The following is a 23239-nucleotide window of genomic DNA, read 5'->3' as shown; positions in this document are numbered from 1 at the left end:
AAACCGCTATCTTCGTACCTTAAATGAAGGAAAAAATATTGTCCATGCGAAATATCTGTCTGTTGGGACTTATGATGCTCCTGGTCGGAGCCTGTGGGAAGCCGCAGTACGACCATAAGGGCCGCACGCCCTTGGTGGAACTGGACGGCAACTTCCTCTATCAGGAGGACTTGGCGGCCGTACAGCCTGTGGGGCAGTCGAAGGACGACAGCCTGCTGTTTGCTGAACATTATATCCGTAATTGGGCGGAAGACATCCTGTTGTACGAGAAGGCGCAGAACAATATTCCGGACAATGCCGAGATTGAACAACTGGTGAAGAACTACCGGAAAGCGTTGATCATGCATGTCTATCAGCAGTCATTGATTCAGGAAAAATTGGCCGAAGAGATTACGGAGGCCGATTTGCAGACCTATTATGACACGAACAAGGATGTGTTCAAGGCCGAAGCTCCGTTGATGAAGGGACTGTTCATCAAGGTACCGCTCACCTCGCCGGGCATTGGCCGCGTGCGTCAGTGGTACAAGGACGAGCGGCAGAGTGCGGTGGAGCATCTGGAAAAATACAGTTTGCAGAATGCCGTCAAGTATGAGTACTTCTATGACAAGTGGATTCCGGCGTCCGAAATCCTTTCCCTGATGCCGCTTAGGGAAGAGAAGGTGGATGCCTATTTCGCGAAAAACCGGCATGTCGAGCTCAAGGATACGGCCTATTGGTATTTCCTGAACGTAAGCGATTATATCCCTACGGGAGGACAGGAGCCCTATGAGGCAGCCCGAAGTGCCGTCAGCGAGATGGTTGTGAACCGGAAACAGGTTGAATTCTTGAATCAGGTGAAGGGCGACCTTTATAAGGAAGCCGTGGAAGATGGAAAATTAAAATATTGTGTGAATTAAGATAGCAGAATGAAAAAGTGTATGAACGTTAAGTTTATAGTGGGATTGGCCGCTATGCTGTTGGCCTGCCTCCCGACGTGGGGACAGGACAATGTCATCGATGAAGTGGTATGGGTCGTGGGTGATGAGGCCATCCTGAAATCGGAAGTGGAAGAAATGCGTCTGGACGCCGTGTACAACGGACGCCAGTTCGACGGTGATCCTTATTGCGTGATACCCGAGGAAATCGCTGTCCAGAAGTTGTTCCTGCATCAGGCGGAGCTCGACAGTATCGAAGTGTCCGAGGGCGAAGTGGTCAGCCAGGTAGACTACATGATTGGCCAGTATGTCAGCCGCATCGGATCCATGGAGAAGATGGAGGAATACTGGAACAAGAGTGCCACGCAGATTCGTGAAACCCTGCGCGAGAATGCCCGTGAGGGGTTGACGGTGCAGCGCATGCAGCAGAAGCTGGTAGGCGATATCAAGATTACGCCGGCCGAGGTGCGCCGCTATTTCCAGAACCTTCCGCCGGACAGCGTTCCTTACATCCCGACTCAGGTCGAGGTGCAGATTATTACACAGAAACCCCGCATTCCGGTCGAGGAAGTGGAAGACGTGAAGCGGCGTCTGCGCGACTTTACCGACCGTATCAACAAGGGCGAGACCAGTTTCTCCACGTTGGCCCGTATGTATTCGGAAGACCGTGCTTCGGCCAAGGATGGCGGTGAGATGCCGTTCTATGGCCGTGGGCAGCTCGACCCCGCTTTTGCCAATGTGGCGTTCAACCTGCAGGACCCTACCAAGGTGTCCAAGGTGGTGGAGTCGGAATACGGTTTCCACATCATCCAGCTCATCGAGAAGCGTGGCGACCGCATCAAGGTGCGTCACATCCTGTTGCGTCCGCATGTTCCTGAAAGTGCGTTGGAAGCCGGTATGGCTCGTCTGGACTCCGTTGCCGATGCCATCCGAAACAACAAGTTTACGTTCGAGGAGGCCGCTGCCGTCATTTCTCAGGACAAGGATACGCGCAACAACCACGGCTTGCTGCCCAACCCGATGACCAACACGTCCAAATTTGAGATGCAGGAGCTGCCCCCCGAGATAGCCAAGGTGGTGGACAAGATGCAGGTGGGCGAGATTTCCGAGGCCTTCACCATGATTCCCGAGAAAACCGGTAAGGAAGAGTGCGTCATCGTCAAGCTGAAGAGCCGCATCAACGGCCACAAGGCCACCATTACCGACGACTACCAGAACTTGAAGAACCTGGTTCTGGAGAAGCGCCGGGCCGAGGTATTGGACGAGTGGATCCGCGAGAAACAGAAGCATACCTACGTCCGCATCAAGGAAGGGTGGAACAATTGTGAGTTCAAGTACCCCGGCTGGATCAAGGACTGAGCCTGTCCGGGCTTCTGGAGAGAGAACATTTAAGAGACATTTATGCAGAAAAGATATTCGATTTCCCATTTTCTGAACAGGCATAGATACCTTCTGACAGGTATTCTATGCCTGTTTGGCATCTGTCTGCTCAGTGCGCAGGACCGGAAGAAGGAGCCTGAAAAGAAGAAAACCCGGGTCGATTTGCTTTACGCCGACGAGGCACGGGCCGACGACCGTATCCGCCCCGATGTCCAGATTCTGGTCGGTTCCGTCAAGCTGCGGCACGACAGCATGTACATCTATTGCGACAGTGCCTTGATTTATAAGGCCATCAATTCGGTGGAGGCCTTCGGCAATGTGCACATGGAACAGGGAGATACGTTGTTCGTGTATGGCGATTACCTCTACTACGACGGCATGACGCAGCTGGCCATGCTGCGCGAGCATGTGCGGATGATCAACCGCAATACCGAGCTCACGACCGACAGCCTGAACTACGACCGCCTCTACAACCTGGGCTACTACTTCGAGGGCGGTACGCTGACCGACGAACAGAACGTGCTGACCTCCGTCTGGGGCGAATACAGTCCGGCAACCAAGATTGCCGTGTTCAACCACGACGTGACGCTCACCAATCCCCGTTTCGTGCTGACTTCCGATACGCTGAAGTATCACACGGAAACCAAGATAGCCACCATCCTCGGCCCGTCGGACATCGTGAGCGACAACAACCACATCTATTCCGAGCGGGGCGTCTACAACACGGCCTCCGAGCAGGCCGAACTGCTCGACCGTTCGGTGCTGACCAACCAGGGGAAGCGGCTGACGGGCGACAGCCTGTTCTACGACCGCAAGCTGGGGTATGGCGAGGCTTTCGATCATGTGGTGATGAACGACACCGTGAACCGCAATATGCTGATGGGGGATTACTGCTTCTACAATGAGCTGACCGACAGCGCGCTGGCTACCAGGCGGGCGGTGGCTGTAGACTATTCGCAGGGCGACAGCCTGTTCATGCACGGCGACACGTTGCAGATGGTGACCTATCACCTCAATACCGACTCCATGTACCGCGAGATGCGCGTCTACCACAAGGTGCGTGCCTACCGTTCGGACATACAGGCCGTATGCGACTCCCTGGTCTACAATTCCAAGGACTCCTGCATGACCATGTACACCGACCCCGTCATGTGGTACGGGCAGGAGCAGCTGTTGGGCGAGCAGATCAAGGTCTACATGAACGACAGTACCATCGACTGGGCCCACATCATCAACCAGGCATTGGCCATCGAGCAGAAAGACTCCCTGCACTACAACCAGGTGGCCGGTAAGGAGATGATGGGATACTTCAGGGAGGGCGAGATGCGTCAGGTCGATGTGAACGGCAATGTGCTGGTGGTGTTCTATCCGGTCGAAGAGCGCGACAGCTCCCTCATCCTGATGAACTATTCCGAAGGCGGTTTCCTGAGGATGATGCTGAAGGACCGCCGCATGGAGCGGGGAGCTTTCATCGGAAAAGCCAGTGGAACGGCCTATCCCATGGACCAGATTCCGGCCGACAAGTACCGGTTGCCGTCGTTCGTCTGGCTCGACTACATCCGGCCGCTAAACAAGGAAGACATTTTTAACTGGCGCGGCAAGAAGGCCGACGCCGTGCTGAAGCAGAGCTCGCGACGGCCCACGGTTTCGCCGCGCGACATGCATATCGAACGAACTAAAAAATAGGAGAGTGCTTTATGGGTATGTTTACAATGAGAAAACCGCGTGGGTTCCACCATTCTTATATTTATGTGGACGAGCGGAAGGAGAAGCTGGAAAAAATGAAGGAGAACGCCAAGCGCGAACTGGGCATGCTTCCTCCCAAGGAGTTCAATCCCGAAGACATCCGCGGCAAGTTCGTGGAGGCCACTACGCATCTGAAGCGCCGCAAGGAGAGTGGCAAGCGTCCGCTGCACTTCATTGTCATCCTGTTTTTCATAGGCCTGCTGGCTTACCTCTGGTATGCCATCAGCAACGGCATCATTTAATTAACGAGTTTGTTTCATGAGCGATATCATTCATTTGTTGCCCGACTCGGTGGCCAATCAGATTGCGGCCGGTGAGGTCATCCAGCGCCCGGCGTCCGTCATCAAGGAGCTGGTCGAAAACGCCATCGACGCCGAGGCCAAGGAGGTCCATGTGCTGGTGACCGATGCCGGAAAGACTTCCATTCAGGTGATTGACGATGGCAAGGGGATGTCCGAGACTGATGCCCGCCTGGCCTTCGAGCGGCATGCCACTTCCAAGATACGCGAGGCGTCCGACCTGTTCGCCCTCCGCACCATGGGTTTCCGGGGCGAGGCGCTGGCCTCCATTGCTGCGGTGGCCGAGGTAGAACTGAAGACGCGTCTGGCCGACGAGGAGCTGGGTACGCGTCTGGTCATTGCCGGTTCGAAGGTCGAGAGTCAGGAGGCCGTTTCCTGTCCCAAGGGAAGCAATTTCTCTGTGAAAAACCTCTTCTTCAATGTACCGGCCCGCCGCAAATTTCTGAAGGCCAACTCCACGGAGCTGAGCAATATCCTGGCCGAGTTCGAACGCATCGTGCTGGTGCATCCCGACGTGGCTTTCTATCTGTACAGCAACGACAGCGAGCTGTTCAATCTCCCCGTCATGCCCTTGCGTCAGCGCATCATGGCCGTGTTCGGCAAGAAACTGAACCAGCAGCTGCTCTCGGTCGAGGTGGATACGACGCTGGTACGCATTTCCGGCTACGTGGCCAAGCCTGAAACGGCCCGCAAGAAAGGCGCGCACCAGTATTTCTTTGTCAACGGCCGCTACATGCGCCATCCTTATTTCCACAAGGCGGTGATGGATGCGTTCGAGCACCTGATACCTGTCGGCGAGCAGATTTCCTATTTCATCTATTTTGAGGTCGATCCGGCCAATATCGACGTGAACATTCATCCCACGAAGACTGAAATCAAGTTCGAGAACGAGCAGGCCATCTGGCAGATTCTGTCGGCGGCGGTCAAGGAGTCGCTGGGCAAGTTCAGTGCCGTGCCGTCCATCGATTTCGATACCGATGGACTGCCCGACATTCCCGCCTTCGAGCAGGTGCGTCCTGTCGAGCCTCCCCAGGTGCACTACAACGCCGACTTCAATCCCTTCAAGTCGTCTTCTTCCTCTTACAGCAGCGGAAGCAGCTATTCCCGCAAGCCGGTGGAGTGGGAAGGACTCTATGCCGGTCTGGAGAAGGCCAGCCGCATGAACGATGACGTGACGGAACCGGCGCCGGCTATCGAGGAAGAAGTCCAGGCTGTTGTTGTCCCGGCTTCTCCGGATGCCGGAGCATCGTTGCCGGTCACTGCGGGCGGACAGCACTGGCAGTTCAAGGGACGTTACATCCTGACGTCTGTCAAGTCCGGACTGATGTTGATCGACCAGCACCGGGCCCATGTCCGGGTTCTGTTCGACCGCTACATGGAGCAGATCCGGCAGAAGCAGGGTGTGGCCCAGGGTGTGCTTTTCCCCGAAATCGTACAGTTCCCCGCTTCCGAAGTGGCCATGCTCGACAGCATTCAGGACGACCTGTCTGCCGTGGGCTTCGAGCTGACTTCGTTGGGCGGAGGCAGCTATGCCATCAACGGCGTACCCGCCGGCATCGAGGGCCTCAATCCGGTGGAGCTGGTCCGCAACATGGTGCATACGGCCTTGGAGAAGGGCAGCGATGTCAAGGAAGAGGTGCAGACCCAGCTGGCGCTGACGCTGGCCCGTGCGGCTGCCATCGTCTACGGCCAGGTGCTGAGCAACGAAGAAATGTCGGCCCTGGTCGACAGTCTGTTCGCTTGTGCCACTCCCGGTTACACGCCCGACGGACGTACCGTGCTGACCACGCTGAAGGACGAGGATCTTGAGAAACTCTTTGCCAAAGGATGATTTAAGTCAAATATCGGTTCTTTTCTGAAACTTTTTGAAATGTAGGGTGTTTATTATGCAGGCCGGCAAGACGAAAGGTCCGGCAAAGAATTTTAAACCTAAACATTTTTAAGTATGAAAAAGAATTTGATGTTATTGGCTTTGTCCGGATTGTCTGTTGCAGCCGTTGCGCAGACCCCGGCAGGTGCCTTGGAGGAAAAGGAAGCGGCAGAAGCGCTTCAAGACAAGTATGCGGTCGTTACCAACCGCTTTTGGGACAACTGGTTTGTCTCGTTGGGTGGTGGTGCCACGGTGATGTTCGGCGATTACGACGCTGCCGGCAGTTTCGGCAAGCGCATCAGCCCCACGCTGAATGTGGCGGTGGGCAAGTGGTTCACCCCCGGCTTGGGAGGCCGTTTGCAGTATAGCGGTCTGCAGGCGCGCGGTTTTGTTCCTTCGGCCGGATCAGATTATGCGGTCGGTGCCATGCAGGACGGCGGCTATTACAAACAGCGCTTCAACTACATGAACCTGCATGCCGATGTAATGTTCAACCTGAACGCTCTGTTCGGCGGTTACAATCCTTCACGCGTTTATGAGGTGATTCCTTATGTAGGTGCCGGTTTCACACACAACTATTCCACTCCCCATCGCGAGGCCTTGTCGGTCAATGCCGGTATCATCAACCGTTTCCGCGTATCCGATGCGCTCGACATTAATCTGGAGCTCAGTGCGGTGGCTGCCGAGGACAAGTTTGACGGCGGTATCGGCGGCAAGGGCTACGACGGCCTTTTCAGTGCGACGGTCGGTCTGACCTATCGTTTCCCCAAGCGCGGTTTCAACCGTCCGAAAGCTCCGGCCATTTCCGAAGAACGACTGGCCGCGATGCGCGACAAGATGAACCGTATGGCTGCCGAGAATGCTCAGATGGCCGAGGCGTTGAAGGCTGCCGAGAGTCGCCAACCTGTTGTCGAGAAGCAGGAGGTTGTAGTGGACAAACCGGTCATCGCGCCGCGTACCGTATTTTTCAATATCGGTTCTTCCGACGTTTCTTCGCGTGAGACCATGAATTTGTCCTACCTGGCCGAATCCATGAAGCAGTCTCCCCGGTCCACCTTCGTTGTCAACGGTTATGCCGATGCGGCTACCGGGACCAAGGAATTCAATGAGAAGCTGGCCCGCCAGCGTGCCGAGGCTGTTATCAACGTGCTGGTCGAAAAGTATGGTGTAGACCGCAGTCAGCTTTCCGTAGGCGCTGCCGAGGCGGTTGACTCCTTCGGCGAACCCATCCTGAACCGTGTGGTAGTTGTTGAAACTGCCCGGTAAGCCTAGGCTTATAGGTTATCGATAAAAAATGAGGCTGAATTCCTTTGGGGAGTTCAGCCTCTGTTTTTTTTGTATATTCTATCCTTATTCTCCGCGGAAGCGTTTCGCCTGTTCGGCAATGAGTTCGGCATCGTCGAAGTAGTTGATCTTCATGGCGCGGCGTACTTCGTCCAGAGTGGTGGCAGCCGTTTCGCGGGCCGTCTCGCAGCCTTTCTTCAGCATGTCGTAGATGGCGGGAATGTCTTTCTCGAACTCCTTGCGGCGGTTGCGGATGGGTTCCAGCGTCTCCTGCATGATGGCGTTCAGGAAGTTCTTCACCTTCACGTCGCCCAGTCCGCCACGGCGGTAGTGGGCCTTCAGCTCGTCCAGGTTGGGATAGTCCGGCAGGTAGCGTTCGAAGTGCTCGGGACGGCAGAAGGCATCGAGGTAGGTGAATACCGTGTTGCCTTCGATCTTGCCCGGATCCTGCACGCGCAGGTGGTCGGGGTCGGTGTACATGCTGCGTATCTTCTTCTGTACCTCGTCGGCCGGGTCGCTCAGGTAGATGCAGTTGCCTAGGCTCTTGCTCATCTTGGCCTTGCCGTCGGTGCCGGGCAGGCGCAGGCAGGCCGCGTTGTCGGGCAGCAGGATTTCAGGCTCAACCAGTGTTTCGCCGTAGATGTTGTTGAAGCGGCGGACTATTTCGCGCGCCTGCTCCAGCATCGGTTCCTGGTCCTCGCCCACGGGTACGGTGGTAGCCTTGAAGGCGGTGATGTCGGCAGCCTGGCTGATGGGGTAGGTGAAGAAGCCTACGGGGATGCTGGCTTCGAAGTTGCGCATCTGTATTTCAGTTTTCACGGTGGGGTTGCGCTGCAGGCGGCTCACGGTCACCAGGTCCATGTAGTAGAACGACAGTTCGCACAGTTCCGGTATCTGCGACTGGATGAAGATGGTGCTCTTCGCGGGGTCCAGTCCGCAGGCCAGGTAGTCCAGTGCCACCTCGATGACGTTCTGGCGCACCTTCTCGGGGTTGTCCATGTTGTCGGTCAGTGCCTGTGCGTCGGCGATGAAGACAAACATGTCCTTGTATCCACCGGCATTCTGGAGTTCCACGCGTCGGCGCAGCGAGCCCACGTAGTGGCCTATGTGCAGGCGTCCCGTGGGGCGGTCGCCTGTGAGGATGATTTTTTCTTTTGCCATATCTTCTGATTACTATTTGTTTTCATAAATGTCTATTTGGGCTGTAAAGTTAGCTTTTTTTCAGATATTTCTGGCTGTATGGCAAGAAAAAACGATAGATTTGTTTCTTGAGAGTTTCTTATGTGTTTTTTATATTTGATGATTCCTTTGAATAATTATGATTGTTCCTGTTTCGATATTTAATTAAACGCTTTTCTTTTTCTTAACATGAGCTTTTCTTGATCTTTCGAAATTGAGCGTGAAGTTAGGCGTGATAAATTAGAGAAAACAGCTTGATGTATAGTGTATTTTGAATAATGATAAACAATTGGATTCATATGAATACGTGAGTTCGATATAAGGATAAATATAATTTATTGAAAAATAGGAACATAGCAGTAAAAGTGTTAAATTATAGTGTCCAATTATAACATTTAAACGATTACCACTATGTTCACAGAGTCTAAAATTACAGAGATTTATTGTATGGCAGATGATTTTTGCAAGGAATTTGCGTTACAACAGGAGAAATATGTGATTGAGGATAAGAATACCAAGCATCGAAACAAACCAAACCGCATGAGCGATGCTGAGATTATAGTTATTCTAATCCTGTTTCATTCCGGTGGTTTTCGTTGCTTCAAGCATTATTACAAGGAGTATATCTGCAAACATCTGAAACACCTGTTTCCGCGTCAGGTATCCTACAACCGTTTTGTTGAACTGGAAAAGGAAATACTGCTTCCCCTGACCATTTTCATCAAGAAAGTCCTGCTGGGAACCTGTACCGGCATCAGCTTTGTTGATTCCACTCCCTTACGTGTTTGTCGTAATCAGAGGATATTGATTCATAAGACATTTGAAGGACTTGCCGAACGTGGAAAATGTTCTATAGGATGGTTTTTCGGATTTAAGATTCATCTGATTATTAATGACAAAGGTGAAATCCTCAATTTCATGTTTACTCCCGGGAATGTGGATGATCGGGAATCGTTGAAAGGAGGAAAGTTTCTGGAAAACATCAAGGGAAAACTATGTGCAGACAAGGGATATATCGGTCAGGCTCTATTCGAAAACCTTTTTCTTAACGACATACAGCTTGTCACTAAAGTGAAAAATAACATGAAGAATTCCCTAATGAGTATTGCCGACAAGATTTTGCTTAGAAAAAGAGCTTTGATTGAAACTGTCAATGATGAATTGAATAACATAGCACAGATAGAACACTCCAGACACCGTTCCTTCAACAATTTCATTGCTAACTCTTTGTCGGCTATTGCAGCATACTGTTTCTTTGAAAAAAAACCGCCATTGATGTTAATTTTATCAATGACGGGCAACTTACTATCTTTTGATTTTATATCGAACTCACGTTATGAATAATAGTTTTCTATATCTTGTTTTGGAAGGTATCCTCTACGAATGTACCATAGATGAATGTAAATGTAAAACGGCGTGAGTTCGATATAAAATCAAAAGAGCCCATTAAGGAATAGGTCCTCAAACAGGGCTTGGCCAATATATCCCTTGTCTGAACATGGTACCCTTTAATGCTCTTCGGGAACTTACCCTGCTTCAAGGGATTTCGGTTATTCATGTTTCTAGGAGTGAACATGAAATTGAGAATCTCCTCTTTGATTTGCAAATAGAGATAAGATTTTGCATAATACTAATGAAAAATGTAAATATTGATTGCTTGTTTGTCTTTCTTGTATATGATATGCGTAAATTGAGAAATATCTGCCGTATACTTTTATTGCCCTTAATATTTTTGATATAAAATGTGCATAATAGTAGTTTTATTTGCCTACATAGTATTCTTATTTCTATTTATAGTTGAATTTTTGATATTTCCCCGGTTTTGTTTTTTGCAACTTTTTATAACTTTACTAAAAATTAATCTTGCTGTTAAATTGAATGTTTTTTATGATGTATAATATTTTTAAAATTATTACTATGAAAGTTGTTAAGGTGTTGATGGCTGTTGCCATCGTTTTATCGGTATTTGGTTGTGGTAGTTCAAAACAGACGGTAACTCCGGGTGGAAGTACTAAAGGAACGTCCCAAACACCATGGGGAACGGAATTGAAATTAAATGAATGTCAGATTTTGGCAGAGGAGAGTCCTGCTACCCGTGCCTATGGTGAAGCAACAAATCACAGGCTTTCATTTGCTAAGGCTTATGCCGAAGGACAAGCAAGAGCTGCTTTGGCTCGTGCTGTGAGTGCTATTGTTCGGACAGCAACAAATGAATCCGATTTGCAATGGGAAAAATTTGCGGCTAATGCAGTAGAAGGCCAAAGTGTTGTAGATGAAGGAGCGAAGGGTGATGGTATGGTATTGCAAATTGCAGAAGAAGTCATTGGGAATACGGTTGTGATTAAGACTAATCAATACATGCAGCCCAATAGGCAATATCATGTGTTTGTATGTGTGGAATATCAGGGTGATGCAAGTGAAATGTACGGGGCACAGAACGAAGCGTATAAAACGATATATTGAATAAAACGACACATCGCTTTATAATACAATAGGTTACGGGGAAAGATAGAAGGAACTCCCGCAAAACGAAACGTTTACGCAGGTTTAATTTCTGTTTACGTGGAGGGCTGTTTCGGCTGCATAGGTTTGGCGATTGCTTTAAATGAGCTTACATGAGGTTTACATGGTGTGTAAGTAGGATAGGAAGATAGCGGTTATATGCCGCTTTTTTTATGCCTTGTTTTGGATTATATGTTTCTAAAATATTCCATATAATGATTATTTGGTATATTTGCTCCGCAAAATATATTGATATGGCAAAGGTTATACATGTGCATTTGACGCACGGAATAGACGGAACAAAGCGAAGAGATTGGTATTTTAGTAGTATTTCGGCTGTTTATACGGTTTTGACGGCAGAACAGGTGGGTGCGACCAAGAATTATTTGTTACATGCCGGTCTGTCCGGTAATGGTACAGTATGCACTAAAAGGGCTATAATCAAGCAATCTACGCTTATTTCAGGGAGTAGGAGGGGAGAGTAGGTGAATAGATTAGAATGGCATTAGAACGAAAGAAAATCACCATTCGGCAGTTATTCTTGTAGAGGAGACTTATGGTCTCCTTTTTTGTGTCTCAAAGTGGCGAGTGAAGTGATGATTGTCCTAACACTTGGAGTGGCAATTTTGGAGGTGGGGATAGTACTGGGGTTAGAAAGTGGGGTTAGTTTTTATAAGAACTGGGGTTAGTAAACACGGTTTTGAGAGGGGGTAGTTGGAAGTATGGTAAAATATGGTTTTTTGAATGATAGGTGTAAAATATGCCTTGATACACCCACCCTAAAAACCATCACCTATAAAAAGTATACATTATTATATAACGGATTATCAGTCCTTTTGGGGCGATTATATGGGGTGGATGGAGGGGGAATACCGAGAGAGGGGAGTCTGAAGGTATAATCGGGGGTACCCACAGGGTAACGTTTCATGTTCTCCGGATGGTAAAAGTACGCTCTACCCTACATTTGCATTCCCAGAAGTGTACGCATCCGATGCAGGTTTCCCTTTTTCAAGATTCATTTGGCGAATTTGTTCTTTGAGACGGCCTATTTCAGCTGCTTGTTCTGTGATACGGTTGAGAAGCTCTGTGAGCATATCTGGAGATAAATTGGCAGAAGCTACCTGGCTTTTGGTGGTAACAGAACTGTCTTGTGGGGATGTGTAAAGCATCTTTCCCCTATTCATTAATAACCAATCAGGTGAAATGTTCGCATTTGCGCATATTTTTTCAAGTACATCAAATGAAGGCTTTCCTTGACGGCTACCAACTACATTTTCAATGACAGTAGGTGTTACTCCTATCGCCATAGAAAAGGCTCTTTTATTGCCATTATATTGTTCTTCGATAATGGTCTTTAAACGTTCGTTTATACTCATCATTGAATTTATTTTTCGCAAATGCGAATAATTTAACTCTTAAAACTTTGTTTATTCGCAAATGCGTATTATATTTGCATCGAGTTAAGAAATTAACGAGCGACCAAAGATACAAAAAAAGGTCGAGAATAACGAATTTTAGCACTTAAAGAAAATGAGCGAAGAAATCAAAGAATGGCAGACACAAAGCGTGAAGCACAAAGTAGCTTACGTGTTGATGATGGACGGTATCAGTTTCAGATACACTGAAGAGACCGGGATTGTGTTTTCCGCTCCCGATTTTTATGTAAAGAATCTCATCCGGCGCTTGATGAGCTGCTACGGCGTGAGTTTGAAACCGATTATAAACGAATTTAAATAAGTGAGATTATGGAAAATAAGAAAATGGATTGCTGGGATTTTGTATTCAGTTTTGTGAAGAACCATATAGACGCTTTGGTACAACAAGCTGACAAGTACACCAAAGAGATGAACGAGGACTATGAACACTTCTTTTGCTGGTATGCTGAAGAGATGTACAAAACACAACGAGAGCTTGCTTGTTACCGCGCTTTGAAAACGGTTTTATCCGTTGGCAGTCATGAGGAAGCAAAGTTGTTTATAGAAAACAAGATAAGCAGTTTGACTGACAGTCTTCTTTCCGGAAGCATTCGCAGGAACAGTACCAGTGCAGCTTCAAATCTGGCGCATACATTAGAACTGGAGATGAAGCAGTCTGTACGTGAGAAGTTTATAATGCTTCTTGAAGTTATAGAGAAAGGTGAAAGTGTTGAAGGATAACGGAAAACCGAGCGTGACAACCCGGAAGGCGTTAAGAGACGGGTGGCGGTGTGGAAAGACACACGGGAGTGTATGGTTCTTGCGCCAGGGTTCGATTCCCTGGACTCCCTCTGATATAGACACTAAAATGAGTGACTTATGAAAAGAACAATCAATTCCATGGAGAAGGGTAAAGATGTCGGTATTTCTCCGGCAGAAGAAACACCCATACCGGGCTTCCCAACTGACTATGAGCAAAGAGTCCGCGAACGGCTTTCTCGAACACCTTTTGCGTCATTAGTGAATGCTTTGAGAAGTGGAACCAGACAAGATCAGCTGTCGTGTATGCTCCAAGTCGAGCGCCGGCTTCTGCAATATCGTCAGGTAGCGTTATGTTGTCGATACACACGCAGTCAATTTCTTGAAGAGATGCAATCGCTGTCAGGGCTGTTTGGATTAGAGGTCTGCTCTTCGCTGATGAGAGAGTATCAGCGTAAGATACCAAGAAAGGCAGTGATGTCGGATTTTGAGGCATAAGTCGGTTATTTTTTTTAAACGCAACAAATATAACGAATTAGGATATTAAAATCAAGTGAGATATGAAGAAGTATATTCATGTAACAAGTGAGGATCGCCAGTTTTTGGCCAAGGCTTTCAACGTAAGCAGCGTGACGGTTTGGAAAGCCCTGCGTTTTGAACAGGATACGGATACCATCCGTAGGATCCAGAAGGCCGCCCGTGAGCGTGGTGGTATTGTAATGGCGGTGGCTCCGGTTATGGAGACACTACACGACCATGATAACGTGATACGCCAATATTTTCCGAACGGCGCATTGTTAGAGATCAGTAAAAACGACAGCACGGGTGTGGTGACTTATAAAGGGGAAGAGGTGAGACATTATGATAATGTGACATTTTCCAATATAGACAGCATCCAAAATTTTGCGGCCGCATTGAAATAAGGAGGTGTGAGTATGGAATTTTTCGATAACAAACTTTGCATATCGTTTCGTGAACTTGTTGATGGCGGAATAATGACTGTTCCGAATTACAAGTATATGGCATCCAGTGGCCGGATAAAGGTAGCACGTCGTGGTGGTGGAGCGAAAGGAAATGGAGCTTTGATTGTTATTGATAGTCTGCCTACCTCTTACAAAGAAAAAGTCGAGGAGAAATATCCTGGTGGCAATGCCGTGCTTTTGCGTGGCTGGATAATATCGAATTACGAGCTTGATCAGGCTGCCGTCGCTTTCTTTATGGATTGGGCTGCCCGGCAGTCCAGCGATAAGGCTTCTGACGAGCTTGCCAGAAAGTATGCGATAAATGCTTCAGTACTGAATACTTGTATCAAGTTGTACAATCGTAGTCGTGATTATCGAAAGTTAATGGGAGAGAAGTATGATTGGAGCATGATGGCTACTACCATTGAGACGCTGCGCGAAGAGTTCGGGCATGATCTGCCGGCGAGTACCTTGCGTTTCCGAAAGAAGGTGAACGAGTACAAGCAGTACGGTTATGAGTGCCTTATCAGTGGAAAGTTCGGTAACCAGTGTGCGAGGAAAGTGGATTACAAGACCGAGCGTCTCGTGCTGAGCATCACGGTGCTGCCGAACCAGCCTTATGGCAGTGACGTACACGAGATGTATATCTCCTTTGTGTGCGGTGAGTTGGAGGTATGGGATTTGGAAACCGGGGAAATATTCAACCATAACGATTTTACGGATAAGAACGGTGATCCGAAAGAACTGAGCGAAAGTACCATTCGCAACATCTTGAACAAGCCGGCCAACCAGGTACTCATAGAGAAAAAACGTCGTGGGTGGTCGGAATTCTACCACGAGCAAATGCCACACATGCACCGCCACAGTGGAGAGTTCTCCTTGTCCCAGATTACGATGGATGACGTGGATCTTCCGCGTCGCATGAAGGGTGGTGAATACGTACATGCTTATTATGCCTACGATGTGGTAAGCCAGTGCCGTGTGGGGCTTGCTTACGGCCGTGATAAAGACGAAGCCCTTGTGGTTGCCTGTTTCCGGGATATGTTCCGCCTGATTGAGCGTAACGGGTGGGGGATGCCTGCCGGTATCGAGGTGGAGCAGCATTTGATGAGCAAGTACAAGGAGGGCTTCCTGAAAGCCGGTGAGGTGTTCAAGTTTGTGCGTTTTTGTGCACCGTTGAACTCTCAGGACAAATATGCTGAGCCGTTGAACGGTGCGTTCAAGACTACCATCGCCCATAAGAACCATGAAGGGGTGGGTCGTTGGTACGGTAAAGGGGCACGGCGTGTGGATCAGAAGAAAATCAGCGACAGTGGGAACCATACCTACGAGGATAGGAAATATTATACGTTTGAGGAACTTGTGGCAGATGACCGCAGGGATTGTGCTGAATGGAACAACACGCTGCACCCCAACCAGAAGAAATATCCGGGCATGACCCGCTGGGACGTGCTTGTGGCGAGGATCAACCCGACTCTGCGCCCGCTTGACAAACTGACCCTGAGCCGTTATATCGGCGAGAGGGTGGAAACAAGCGTGAGACGGAACAGTACGGTACGTGTGGCGTACGCTGACTGGTGGCTGAGCGGTCCGGAGGTTCTTGAGAAGTTGGAGCCTAATAACCGCAAGGTGACGGCTTTCTATTTGCCGGATGAGGAAGGCAAACCGACCGATGTGTTCCTGTATCAGAATGACCGCTACATCGACAAGGTGCGCCCGGTTGTGACTTATAGCCGTGTAATGGCGGAACAGACCGAAGAAGATAAGGCAGCTTATACGGAACAGGCAAAGATAATGAGTCACTTTGACAAATGGGTACGTGATAACGCTATCGGTCAGGTAGGTGTGGCACCGGTCCAACGTGAGGAAGAAGATGAGGAAACGGAAAGCCTTGTATTACCTACGGCACCTGTTCCTGAAGAACCCGATGAAGCTTACGAATGGCAGCCGACCAATATGGCGGCAATGGCTATTGGAGATATGTAAGAATACGATTAGAATAACATTATAACAGCGTTTGAATTATGATTACAGAAGCGCAAAAACAGAAGATTTTGGGAGCGGTAGCCGCCAACCGTGCGAACTATCCGAGTGACGCCAAACACGCCGCTTCCCTTGGCATCAGCACATCGGTGTACAGTGCCATTAAGAACGGACAGACGGACAAGGCTCTTAGTGATGCCAACTGGATAAGTATAGCCCGTCGTTTGGGTGTGAGCCTCCGTGCCGATATGGAGTGGAAGGTTGCCAAGACCGCCACGTTCGAGTATATAACCGCCCAGCTGGAGTTCTCCCAGCAGTCGAGCCTGTCGGCTATCCTATGCGACATTCCAAACATCGGAAAAACTTTTACCGCAAGGTATTATGTGCAGAACCACAAGAATGCCGTGTATATCGACTGCTCGCAGGTGAAGACCAAGCTGAAGCTGGTGCGTAAGATAGCTGCGGAGTTCGGAGTGGATGCCAAAGGTAAATATAGCGATGTATACGAGGATTTGACTTATTACCTCCGTTCCATTGAGAATCCGCTTATTATTTTGGACGAGGCCGGGGATTTGCAGTATGAGGCGTTCCTTGAGCTGAAGGCTTTGTGGAATGCCACCGAACGCAGTTGTGCCTGGTATATGATGGGTGCGGATGGTTTGAAAGAAAAGATCAACCGTTCGATAGAATGTAAGAAAGTGGGCTATACCGAGATGTTGAGCCGTTATGGAGACCGTTACAGCAAGGTGACACCTGATGACGGCAAGGAGCGTGAGGCGTTTTTGAATGCCCAAGCTCGGACGGTGGCTAAAGTAAATGCCCCGGCAGGTGCGGATATAGCGCAGATTGTACGCAAGACACGTGGAGGTCTGAGGCGAGTATATACCGAGATAGAGAAACTTAAAATGGCATAGGAAATGGTTAAGATAGTTTTAGAGGACAAAGGCCAAGACCTGTTATGGCTCAAAGTAAATGAAGGTGGTCTTGTGGAGGAAGCCGGACCATTTCAAAATGAAATATGGAAAGATGCTTATGTCCCGTATTGGGGGCTTTACGTAGGGCAATTCTGCCCGATACACCATCCTCCGCATATCATCAAAGGGTTTCTGAAATATAGGATTGAATCAATAGAAAAAGAGTCATGAAACGAGCATATAGTCCGAAAGACATAGCCGCCAAGAAATGGGTGACGTTGCCGTGGGGCGAGAAATGGAACAAGCCTTTCGGGTTCCCTGCGGAGAATGCCTCCTGGTTCATCAGCGGTGCCAGTGCCAGCGGAAAGAGCAGCTTTGTGATGCAGCTTGGCAAGGAACTGTGCAAATACGGCCTTGTGTTGTACTTGAGTTATGAAGAGGGCGTGAACCAGACATTCCAACGCCGTATGGAATATTTGAAGATGAACGAGGTGCAAGGTAAGTTCCGTGTGGTTGTGGACGAGACCTATGAGGAACTGATAGACCGATTAAAGAAGCCGAAATCCCCGAAGTTTATCATCGTGGATTCGTATCAGGTGTCGGAATGGGAGTATCCGGATGCGGTAGCCTTGATGAAGCGTTTTCCGAAAAAGTGCTTCATCTGGATCAGCCAGGAAAAGAAGAGCCAGCCGATGGGAGGCGGTGCGATCCGTTTGCGTTATATCTGCGACATGAAGATCCGGGTGGTCGGTTATAAGGCGTATTGTCAAGGCCGTGCCATCGGTGAGGCCGGCAGCTATTATGTGGTGTGGGAAGAAGGAATCATTCAAACGAGTAATAATTTGTGATATGGAAAAAGACAAGGTTTACATCAGCGGGGCAATAGCCCACTATAACATTGACGAGCGCAAGGGTGCGTTTGCCAATGCGGAACAGAATTTGAGAAATATGGGCTTTTCCCCGGTCAATCCTTTTAAGAACGGGCTGCCGGATGAGGCCCATTGGAGAGAGCACATGCGGGCGGATATCGCCCTGCTTCTGGATTGTGAGTATATCTATATGCTGAAGGACTGGGAACTGAGTAAAGGCGCGAAGCTGGAACTTGACGTGGCGAGTTCATGCGGCATTAAAGTATTGTTTGAATAACAGTTTAAAATATAGAATTATGAATGACATTGAAAAAGCATTTCGAGGATTGGGTAGAACCAAGAAGGTGGAGTTTATCTCTGAAAAAATTGATTATGCATCGGCACATGCCGTTGCAGGGTATGTGTCAAGTTATCTTTTTGATGTGCTGAATGACCTTGGCAATGATGATTATGTGGCAACGTATCTTAAAGAAAAAGGATATGAAGTAACGAAGAAAGAAAACAATAAATGATAGGAACTATGGAAGAAAAACAGAAAGTTCAGGTCGTATTTGAGTTTGATCGTTCCGAGTATGATGCGTATCTCTTTTTGATGAACCAAAAGAAGACGGAAGAGGTAGAGCAAGTATGGAATGCCATGAGCGGTGAGCCTGTGGTTGCGGATATTGATTTGCTTGAGGAGGACAGTCAGTCTGTAAAACTTATGATGATAAGTCTGGCTATCCTTTCGGTGGAGAAAAAAGTGAAAGGATGATATGGCACAGGAAGTAACCAATTTCGCCCGGTTTTACGCTTTGTTCAACAAGCTGCCGTTCAACGGAGACCGGGAAGAGTTCAAGAAGTCCATCGTGTTGCAGTATACATGGAACCGGACAGACAGTCTTCGTGATATGACGAGGCTTGAATATAAGACCTGTTGTGAGGGATTGGAGAAATTGGCCGGTGTGGACGAGCGTCGTCAGAAGATGCAGGAGGAACTTAAATATTGGCGCAGCGTGTGTTTGAGACTCATGCAAAAAATGGGAATCGACACTTCGGACTGGGCGCGTGTCAATGACTTCTGCCGGAATCCCCGGATTGCGGGAAAGGCGTTCAGTCAAATCTCTTCGGACGAACTGGAACAACTGGCTGTAAAGCTGCGCTCTATCCGGCGCAAGGGCGGGCTCAAGGAAAAAAAGAAAGAGGAAGTAAAACAACCGGCGGCGGTGACCTATATGCTCATAGACACCAAAGCCCCTAAAAATTGACGGATATGGATAAGAGATTTAATGAACTGCTTGAGAATGTCAAGAACCAGATACTTGACGTGTTCCCGGAAATGGACCGGGATGATCGGGAAGAGTTTTTCAACAGGCTGAACGAGTGGTCTTATGAGAAATATGAGGAAGCCCTGTTGGAAAGCGAGTTGGAAACGCCAGATTATGGTGAGGAGTATGAGAATTGATGGATTAACAACAAAAACGATTTGAATTATGGAAGAGAAGAACCAGACCGTCGTAATGACGGAAACCGAGAAGGCGGAGTTTGATGCCTTCCGTCAGGCGAAAGCCAAGAAAGTCGCGGAAGAGAAGGCGAGAGCCGACCGCGAGATGTATAAGCAGATGGTGGACGAGGAGATCGAACGCTCTATTCCGGTGTTGCTGGGTATCAGCGAGCGCATCAAGGAGAGCAAGCGGACGGTGATGGAGAATTTCAAGACCATCCTTGAAATGAAGTCCGACCTGTTCAAGACGAAAGCAAAGGACGATCAGCGCAGTCACACATTCACCAACAGCGAGGGAAGCAAGCGTATCACGTTGGGCGTGTATGTGACAGACGGTTACCGCGATACGGTGGAGGACGGAATTGCCATTGTGAAGGAGTATATCGAAAGCCTCGCCAAGGACGAAAAGACCAAGGCGCTGGTGAGCATGGTTCTCCGCCTGTTGGCACGTGATGCCAAAGGTACGTTGAAAGCCTCGCGCATCGTTCAATTGCGCAAGGTAGCGATGGAAACCGGTGACGAGCGTTTCATGGAAGGCGTGCGCATCATCGAGGAGAGTTACCAGCCGGAGGTGAGCAAGCAGTTCATCAGAGCTGAGATAAGAGACAATAACGGGATGTGGAAGCCCATCCCGTTGGGTATGACAGAATCCTAAAAATGAAGAGTATGATACAGAATGTAGAGAAGAGCCCCAAAGTAGCCTTGTGCCGTGCTTGTCGCGGCACGGGTGTCGTACAGAGAACGACCGAACTTCCTTCCCGGATTTTCAGAAAAAAGAAAGTGAATATTACCGAGGAGGCTTGTCCCCAGTGTGGCGGCAGCGGCCGGGTGATAGTGAGCGCGAAGATGGAACTGGATATTCAACCATATAATCCAAAGAAGGAGTAAGCGATGGCAAAGCGACGCGGAGTAAGTTATGAGAAACGTGTGGAGGAGATAAACAGGATATACGACCAATATGCCAAACGCGGTGTACCGAACCGCGAGATCTGGCGGCGGTACGTATATCCTGTATATGCCGTTACCGAACGTACATTCTACAATATACTCAACGCGAGCGCGGATGCGAGCAAGAAGATAGCTGACGAGGAGACCCGCCAGCTTTTACTCTTTAATGACGATGACTATGAACAAGGACGTGCAGAAGATAATCGCCCGGATCCTGCAGGATATCCGGGTGGAGATGACAGATGAGTTCGACCGTAATTTTGAGCGTCAGGCTTTTTTCTCCGAGGCATGGCAGCGGCGTAAAAGCCCGACACGTCCCGGAGGTTCTATTTTGATAGATACCGGCCGGCTCAGGCGGAGCGTTTCCAGCCGGACCACGGAGAACAGCATCACGTTTTACACCGACCTTTCGTATGCGGCCATTCACAATGACGGCGGGGAGATAAGGGTGACAAAAAAGATGAAGCGTTACTTTTGGCATAAATACTACGAGGCGACCGGTTCTTTCGGACGCAGGAAGAATGGAGAGAAACGCAAGGACAAACGTACCGTGCAGCTGACCGGCGAGGCGGAGTTCTGGAAGTTCATGGCCTTGAAAAAGGAGGGCAGCATGATCAAGATTCCCCGAAGGCGTTTCTTGGGGGTTTCTCCCGAAGTGGAGAAGGCTGTCCGTGAAATCATAGAGGAAAATATAACGGAATATTTCAATGTTGAATTTGACATAAGACGGAAATGAGAAAGGAACTTTATAATATGCTCTGCAAGGAGCTGAAGGAGGTGGGCGGAGGCTTGATAAAACACATCGACCTGTGGAACCACAATGTGGAGTTTATCGAGCAGGAGGAGAATTGGGAACGCCCTGCCGTGTTCGTGGAGTTCTGCCCGATACGCTGGAACGCGATTGTGGACGGGGTGGAATATCGGGCCGAACCGGAAGTGAAACTGCATATCGTGACGGACTGGGCCGGTGCAGCCAACGAGGGCAGTCCGTTCAAGGAAGAGGCGTTGGAGGTGTTTGACCTGCCGGAACTGATACATGAGCGGCTCTCGTGCATGGATGGCGATACTTTCATGGCATTTGACCTTGTGGAGAGCCAGACGAACCACAACCACGAGGAGATCGTGGAAAATATCGAGGTGTATTCGTGCGTGGCCTTCAAACGGCTTCGATAAACGGCCATGTTCGGACAGTAAAGCCTCCGGCGGACAAATTACCGCCGGAGGCTTTCTATTTCAACAGGGGGCAAAGAAACGCCGTCAGGCAGCCTCTTTTTTGAACAGCATCATGTCCGTGTAGGATGAGCTGTAGTTTATGTGGGCGTTGAACTCCATCCGGGTACATCCCTCGAACGGGTTGCCGATGTTTTTGTTTTTCCCGATCCATTCGCACAGCTCCAGGATGGAGGATTTGTTTGAGGTGAAATAGACGAACGGATGCCCGGATAGCACGTTCAGCACGTCGAGGTAATCCGACATACGCCAACTCATATTGTAAGTACCCACGTCGGTGGAAAGGTACGGCGGGTCCACCAGGAACACCACGCCCGGCGTGTCTTTGTACCGGTTGAACAGCTCCTTGTAATCGCAGGAGACGATTTCCAGCCCCTCCAGATAATCCGTGCACTCCGGATAGTCCGCTTTCCGGATGTTGTTATAAAGGGCTTCCTTCCGCATCTCCGGTACGTTCAGTTTATATTTCATGGAGAACATCAAAGAGGAGGACAGGGTGATGAAGTCCACGTAACCGGTCTCGTGCTCCTCCTGGAGGATACGGCTGAAGATGCGCTCACGCAGTTCTCCGGTTATGGTCTTGTGCCGTGGAACGGAATTCCCTACCATGGCACGCAGGTCGGCGATCAGCCGGTTTGTCCTTGGGATGTTTTCCAACCGCTTGTGGTAATTGTCGAAATCGTTGTATATGACCGTGGCTTCCGGCTTGCATCGTTTGGTGATGTGTGATAACAGGCCGGAACCGCCGAAAAGGTCAACGAATACCGTGCTTTCCGGATATTGTTCCAATACTTTCATAAACTTGCGTGCGAACATGCGCTTTTGGCCCACGAATGGCAGCGGGGCTGACAGATACGTCTTTTTCATACGTTCAATTCGAATTTTACGTTAGGATTTCCGGCAAGCAGTTCTTGTGTGCGTGTGACGTTGTTCTCGTAAATATGCACGTTGCCGAGGTTGATTGTGATGGATTTCAGGGGTAGTTCTATTTGCCGGGATATAAGGTACAGGTGATAGATGTCCGCCGGTAATCCGAGGTTGGCGTCCGAGCTACGCTGGTAGGCCGTCAGGACCAGTTCGCCTTGTTCGATCTGGAACTGTACGAGGCTGAGGCATGGTGCCTGGTTGCTTTCCGTGCCGGTCGAACCGAGGAACAGCACGTAGTTCTTGCTGCTTCGTTTTTCCCGGTTGATTTTGCCAATCAGAGGTGGCAGCTTCTCGAAATAGGTAGGGTAGGAGTTCACGAGGATGGAGCCGCAGTAGTCCCACCAGTTTATCCCGGCTTCCCGGTATTTCTCAACCTGTCTTTCCCCGCTCATGAAGAGCGACAGTTCGCTTCTGAGCTTTTTCCGTGCGATATTGTGTCCCTCGAAAATATCGAGCAGTTCCGCAGGGGACAGCGTTACCGTCTCGTTCAGTAGGTAACGGCTTTCGCCTTTTCTGCCTTTTTGTGTCTTGCCGTCGGCAAGTACCTTTTTCAGGATTTGATAATACTTGTTCAT

30 protein-coding genes and 2 pseudogenes are annotated in these 23239 nt (G+C 49.3%); 27 read left to right on the top strand and 5 right to left on the bottom strand.

Features of this window, described 5'->3' with window-relative positions; all coding sequences use genetic code 11:
- The first annotated feature begins 44 nt into the window (after positions 1–44).
- The 6 genes from BQ7483_RS13285 (at position 45) to BQ7483_RS13260 (ending at position 7475) form a co-directional block, all read left to right on the top strand.
- A complete protein-coding gene (locus BQ7483_RS13285; RefSeq protein ID WP_072546198.1) occupies positions 45–896 on the top strand; it encodes a peptidylprolyl isomerase in 852 nt (283 codons plus the stop codon).
- A gap of 9 nt (positions 897–905) precedes the next feature.
- Positions 906–2273: a peptidylprolyl isomerase gene (locus BQ7483_RS13280; RefSeq protein ID WP_072546197.1), complete on the top strand. Its 1368-nt coding sequence runs from the start codon at positions 906–908 to the stop codon at positions 2271–2273.
- A 42-nt stretch (positions 2274–2315) separates the two neighbouring features.
- The gene (locus tag BQ7483_RS13275; protein ID WP_072546196.1) at positions 2316–3980 is read left to right on the top strand and encodes an OstA-like protein; all 1665 of its coding nucleotides are present in this window, start codon (positions 2316–2318) and stop codon (positions 3978–3980) included.
- A gap of 11 nt (positions 3981–3991) precedes the next feature.
- Entirely contained in the window at positions 3992–4282 is a 291-nt protein-coding gene (locus tag BQ7483_RS13270) for a hypothetical protein (RefSeq protein WP_022019420.1), read from the top strand.
- A gap of 16 nt (positions 4283–4298) precedes the next feature.
- A complete protein-coding gene (gene mutL / locus BQ7483_RS13265; protein WP_072546195.1) occupies positions 4299–6170 on the top strand; it encodes a DNA mismatch repair endonuclease MutL in 1872 nt (623 codons plus the stop codon).
- A 114-nt stretch (positions 6171–6284) separates the two neighbouring features.
- Positions 6285–7475 (top strand): OmpA family protein, encoded by a 1191-nt coding sequence (locus tag BQ7483_RS13260; RefSeq protein WP_072546194.1) that lies wholly within the window; start codon positions 6285–6287, stop codon positions 7473–7475.
- Between the two features lie 84 nt (positions 7476–7559).
- Here the strand turns inward: BQ7483_RS13260 and trpS are convergent, their stop codons facing one another.
- Positions 7560–8654, bottom strand: coding sequence for a tryptophan--tRNA ligase (gene trpS / locus BQ7483_RS13255; RefSeq protein WP_072546193.1), 1095 nt, complete (start codon positions 8652–8654; stop codon positions 7560–7562).
- A 429-nt stretch (positions 8655–9083) separates the two neighbouring features.
- Between trpS and BQ7483_RS13250 the strand changes: the two genes are divergently transcribed.
- Positions 9084–10016, top strand: coding sequence for an IS982 family transposase (locus BQ7483_RS13250; RefSeq protein WP_317041272.1), 933 nt, complete (start codon positions 9084–9086; stop codon positions 10014–10016).
- 95 nt (positions 10017–10111) lie between these two features.
- On the opposite strand, the pseudogene BQ7483_RS18065 reads toward BQ7483_RS13250, so the two are convergent.
- Positions 10112–10269 (bottom strand): annotated as a pseudogene (locus BQ7483_RS18065) (transposase); the annotation flags it as partial.
- 290 nt (positions 10270–10559) lie between these two features.
- Between BQ7483_RS18065 and BQ7483_RS13240 the strand changes: the two are divergent.
- Both BQ7483_RS13240 and BQ7483_RS18060 read left to right on the top strand, forming a co-directional pair.
- Positions 10560–11135 (top strand): F0F1 ATP synthase subunit delta, encoded by a 576-nt coding sequence (locus BQ7483_RS13240; RefSeq protein ID WP_139247655.1) that lies wholly within the window; start codon positions 10560–10562, stop codon positions 11133–11135.
- Between the two features lie 293 nt (positions 11136–11428).
- Complete coding sequence (locus tag BQ7483_RS18060) at positions 11429–11659, top strand: hypothetical protein (RefSeq protein WP_032934359.1); 231 nt, start codon at positions 11429–11431, stop codon at positions 11657–11659.
- Positions 11660–12127: 468 nt separating this feature from the next.
- On the opposite strand, the gene BQ7483_RS13230 is transcribed toward BQ7483_RS18060, so the two are convergent.
- Positions 12128–12553 carry a helix-turn-helix domain-containing protein gene (locus tag BQ7483_RS13230; protein ID WP_008675516.1) on the bottom strand — a complete coding sequence of 142 codons (426 nt, stop codon included), beginning with the start codon at positions 12551–12553 and terminating at the stop codon, positions 12128–12130.
- A 151-nt stretch (positions 12554–12704) separates the two neighbouring features.
- Between BQ7483_RS13230 and BQ7483_RS13225 the strand changes: the two genes are divergently transcribed.
- The 18 genes and pseudogenes from BQ7483_RS13225 to BQ7483_RS13140 all read left to right on the top strand — a co-directional run bounded on the left by BQ7483_RS13225 (position 12705) and on the right by BQ7483_RS13140 (position 21680).
- The gene (locus BQ7483_RS13225; protein ID WP_072546190.1) at positions 12705–12911 is read left to right on the top strand and encodes a hypothetical protein; all 207 of its coding nucleotides are present in this window, start codon (positions 12705–12707) and stop codon (positions 12909–12911) included.
- Positions 12912–12919: 8 nt separating this feature from the next.
- Positions 12920–13330 carry a hypothetical protein gene (locus BQ7483_RS13220; protein ID WP_008675519.1) on the top strand — a complete coding sequence of 137 codons (411 nt, stop codon included), beginning with the start codon at positions 12920–12922 and terminating at the stop codon, positions 13328–13330.
- A gap of 138 nt (positions 13331–13468) precedes the next feature.
- Positions 13469–13846 carry a hypothetical protein gene (locus BQ7483_RS17580; RefSeq protein ID WP_138286955.1) on the top strand — a complete coding sequence of 126 codons (378 nt, stop codon included), beginning with the start codon at positions 13469–13471 and terminating at the stop codon, positions 13844–13846.
- Between the two features lie 62 nt (positions 13847–13908).
- Positions 13909–14271: a hypothetical protein gene (locus tag BQ7483_RS13210; protein WP_008675524.1), complete on the top strand. Its 363-nt coding sequence runs from the start codon at positions 13909–13911 to the stop codon at positions 14269–14271.
- 12 nt (positions 14272–14283) lie between these two features.
- Positions 14284–16296 carry a hypothetical protein gene (locus BQ7483_RS13205; protein ID WP_032934363.1) on the top strand — a complete coding sequence of 671 codons (2013 nt, stop codon included), beginning with the start codon at positions 14284–14286 and terminating at the stop codon, positions 16294–16296.
- A gap of 38 nt (positions 16297–16334) precedes the next feature.
- Positions 16335–17207, top strand: coding sequence for an AAA family ATPase (locus BQ7483_RS13200; RefSeq protein ID WP_072546189.1), 873 nt, complete (start codon positions 16335–16337; stop codon positions 17205–17207).
- 3 nt (positions 17208–17210) lie between these two features.
- Positions 17211–17438 carry a hypothetical protein gene (locus tag BQ7483_RS13195; RefSeq protein ID WP_008675531.1) on the top strand — a complete coding sequence of 76 codons (228 nt, stop codon included), beginning with the start codon at positions 17211–17213 and terminating at the stop codon, positions 17436–17438.
- Positions 17435–18055, top strand: a complete 621-nt coding sequence (locus BQ7483_RS13190) for an AAA family ATPase (RefSeq protein WP_072546188.1) — start codon at positions 17435–17437, stop codon at positions 18053–18055. Before BQ7483_RS13195 ends, BQ7483_RS13190 begins: the two co-directional genes overlap by 4 nt.
- Before the next feature lies 1 nt (position 18056).
- Complete coding sequence (locus BQ7483_RS13185; protein ID WP_032934364.1) at positions 18057–18353, top strand: DUF4406 domain-containing protein; 297 nt, start codon at positions 18057–18059, stop codon at positions 18351–18353.
- Positions 18354–18372: 19 nt separating this feature from the next.
- On the top strand, positions 18373–18588 hold the full coding sequence (locus BQ7483_RS13180) for a hypothetical protein (RefSeq protein WP_008675537.1): 216 nt from the start codon (positions 18373–18375) through the stop codon (positions 18586–18588).
- Between the two features lie 8 nt (positions 18589–18596).
- Positions 18597–18830, top strand: a complete 234-nt coding sequence (locus tag BQ7483_RS13175; protein ID WP_008778299.1) for a hypothetical protein — start codon at positions 18597–18599, stop codon at positions 18828–18830.
- 1 nt (position 18831) lies between these two features.
- Positions 18832–19323: a hypothetical protein gene (locus BQ7483_RS13170; RefSeq protein ID WP_072546187.1), complete on the top strand. Its 492-nt coding sequence runs from the start codon at positions 18832–18834 to the stop codon at positions 19321–19323.
- Between the two features lie 5 nt (positions 19324–19328).
- Positions 19329–19520, top strand: a complete 192-nt coding sequence (locus tag BQ7483_RS13165; RefSeq protein ID WP_224202234.1) for a hypothetical protein — start codon at positions 19329–19331, stop codon at positions 19518–19520.
- A gap of 28 nt (positions 19521–19548) precedes the next feature.
- A complete protein-coding gene (locus BQ7483_RS13160; protein WP_008675544.1) occupies positions 19549–20214 on the top strand; it encodes a DUF3164 family protein in 666 nt (221 codons plus the stop codon).
- An 11-nt stretch (positions 20215–20225) separates the two neighbouring features.
- Entirely contained in the window at positions 20226–20447 is a 222-nt protein-coding gene (locus BQ7483_RS13155; RefSeq protein ID WP_032934375.1) for a DnaJ-like cysteine-rich domain-containing protein, read from the top strand.
- 3 nt (positions 20448–20450) lie between these two features.
- Positions 20451–20681: pseudogene (locus tag BQ7483_RS18345) on the top strand (hypothetical protein); the annotation flags it as partial.
- A 4-nt stretch (positions 20682–20685) separates the two neighbouring features.
- Positions 20686–21243: a phage virion morphogenesis family protein gene (locus BQ7483_RS13145; RefSeq protein ID WP_072546186.1), complete on the top strand. Its 558-nt coding sequence runs from the start codon at positions 20686–20688 to the stop codon at positions 21241–21243.
- Positions 21240–21680 (top strand): hypothetical protein, encoded by a 441-nt coding sequence (locus tag BQ7483_RS13140; RefSeq protein WP_008675551.1) that lies wholly within the window; start codon positions 21240–21242, stop codon positions 21678–21680. The genes BQ7483_RS13145 and BQ7483_RS13140 overlap by 4 nt, the downstream gene beginning before the upstream one ends.
- An 84-nt stretch (positions 21681–21764) precedes the next feature.
- Here the strand turns inward: BQ7483_RS13140 and BQ7483_RS13135 are convergent, their stop codons facing one another.
- Both BQ7483_RS13135 and BQ7483_RS13130 read right to left on the bottom strand, forming a co-directional pair.
- A complete protein-coding gene (locus BQ7483_RS13135) occupies positions 21765–22604 on the bottom strand; it encodes a DNA adenine methylase (RefSeq protein WP_072546185.1) in 840 nt (279 codons plus the stop codon).
- Positions 22601–23239 (bottom strand): thymidylate synthase, encoded by a 639-nt coding sequence (locus tag BQ7483_RS13130; protein ID WP_008675554.1) that lies wholly within the window; start codon positions 23237–23239, stop codon positions 22601–22603. Before BQ7483_RS13130 ends, BQ7483_RS13135 begins: the two co-directional genes overlap by 4 nt.

Source organism: Mediterranea massiliensis, assembly GCF_900128475.1.
Lineage (GTDB): Bacteria > Bacteroidota > Bacteroidia > Bacteroidales > Bacteroidaceae > Bacteroides > Bacteroides massiliensis_E.
Note: the sequence above shows the minus strand (reverse complement) of the source record. Positions and strands in the feature narration are given on the sequence as shown.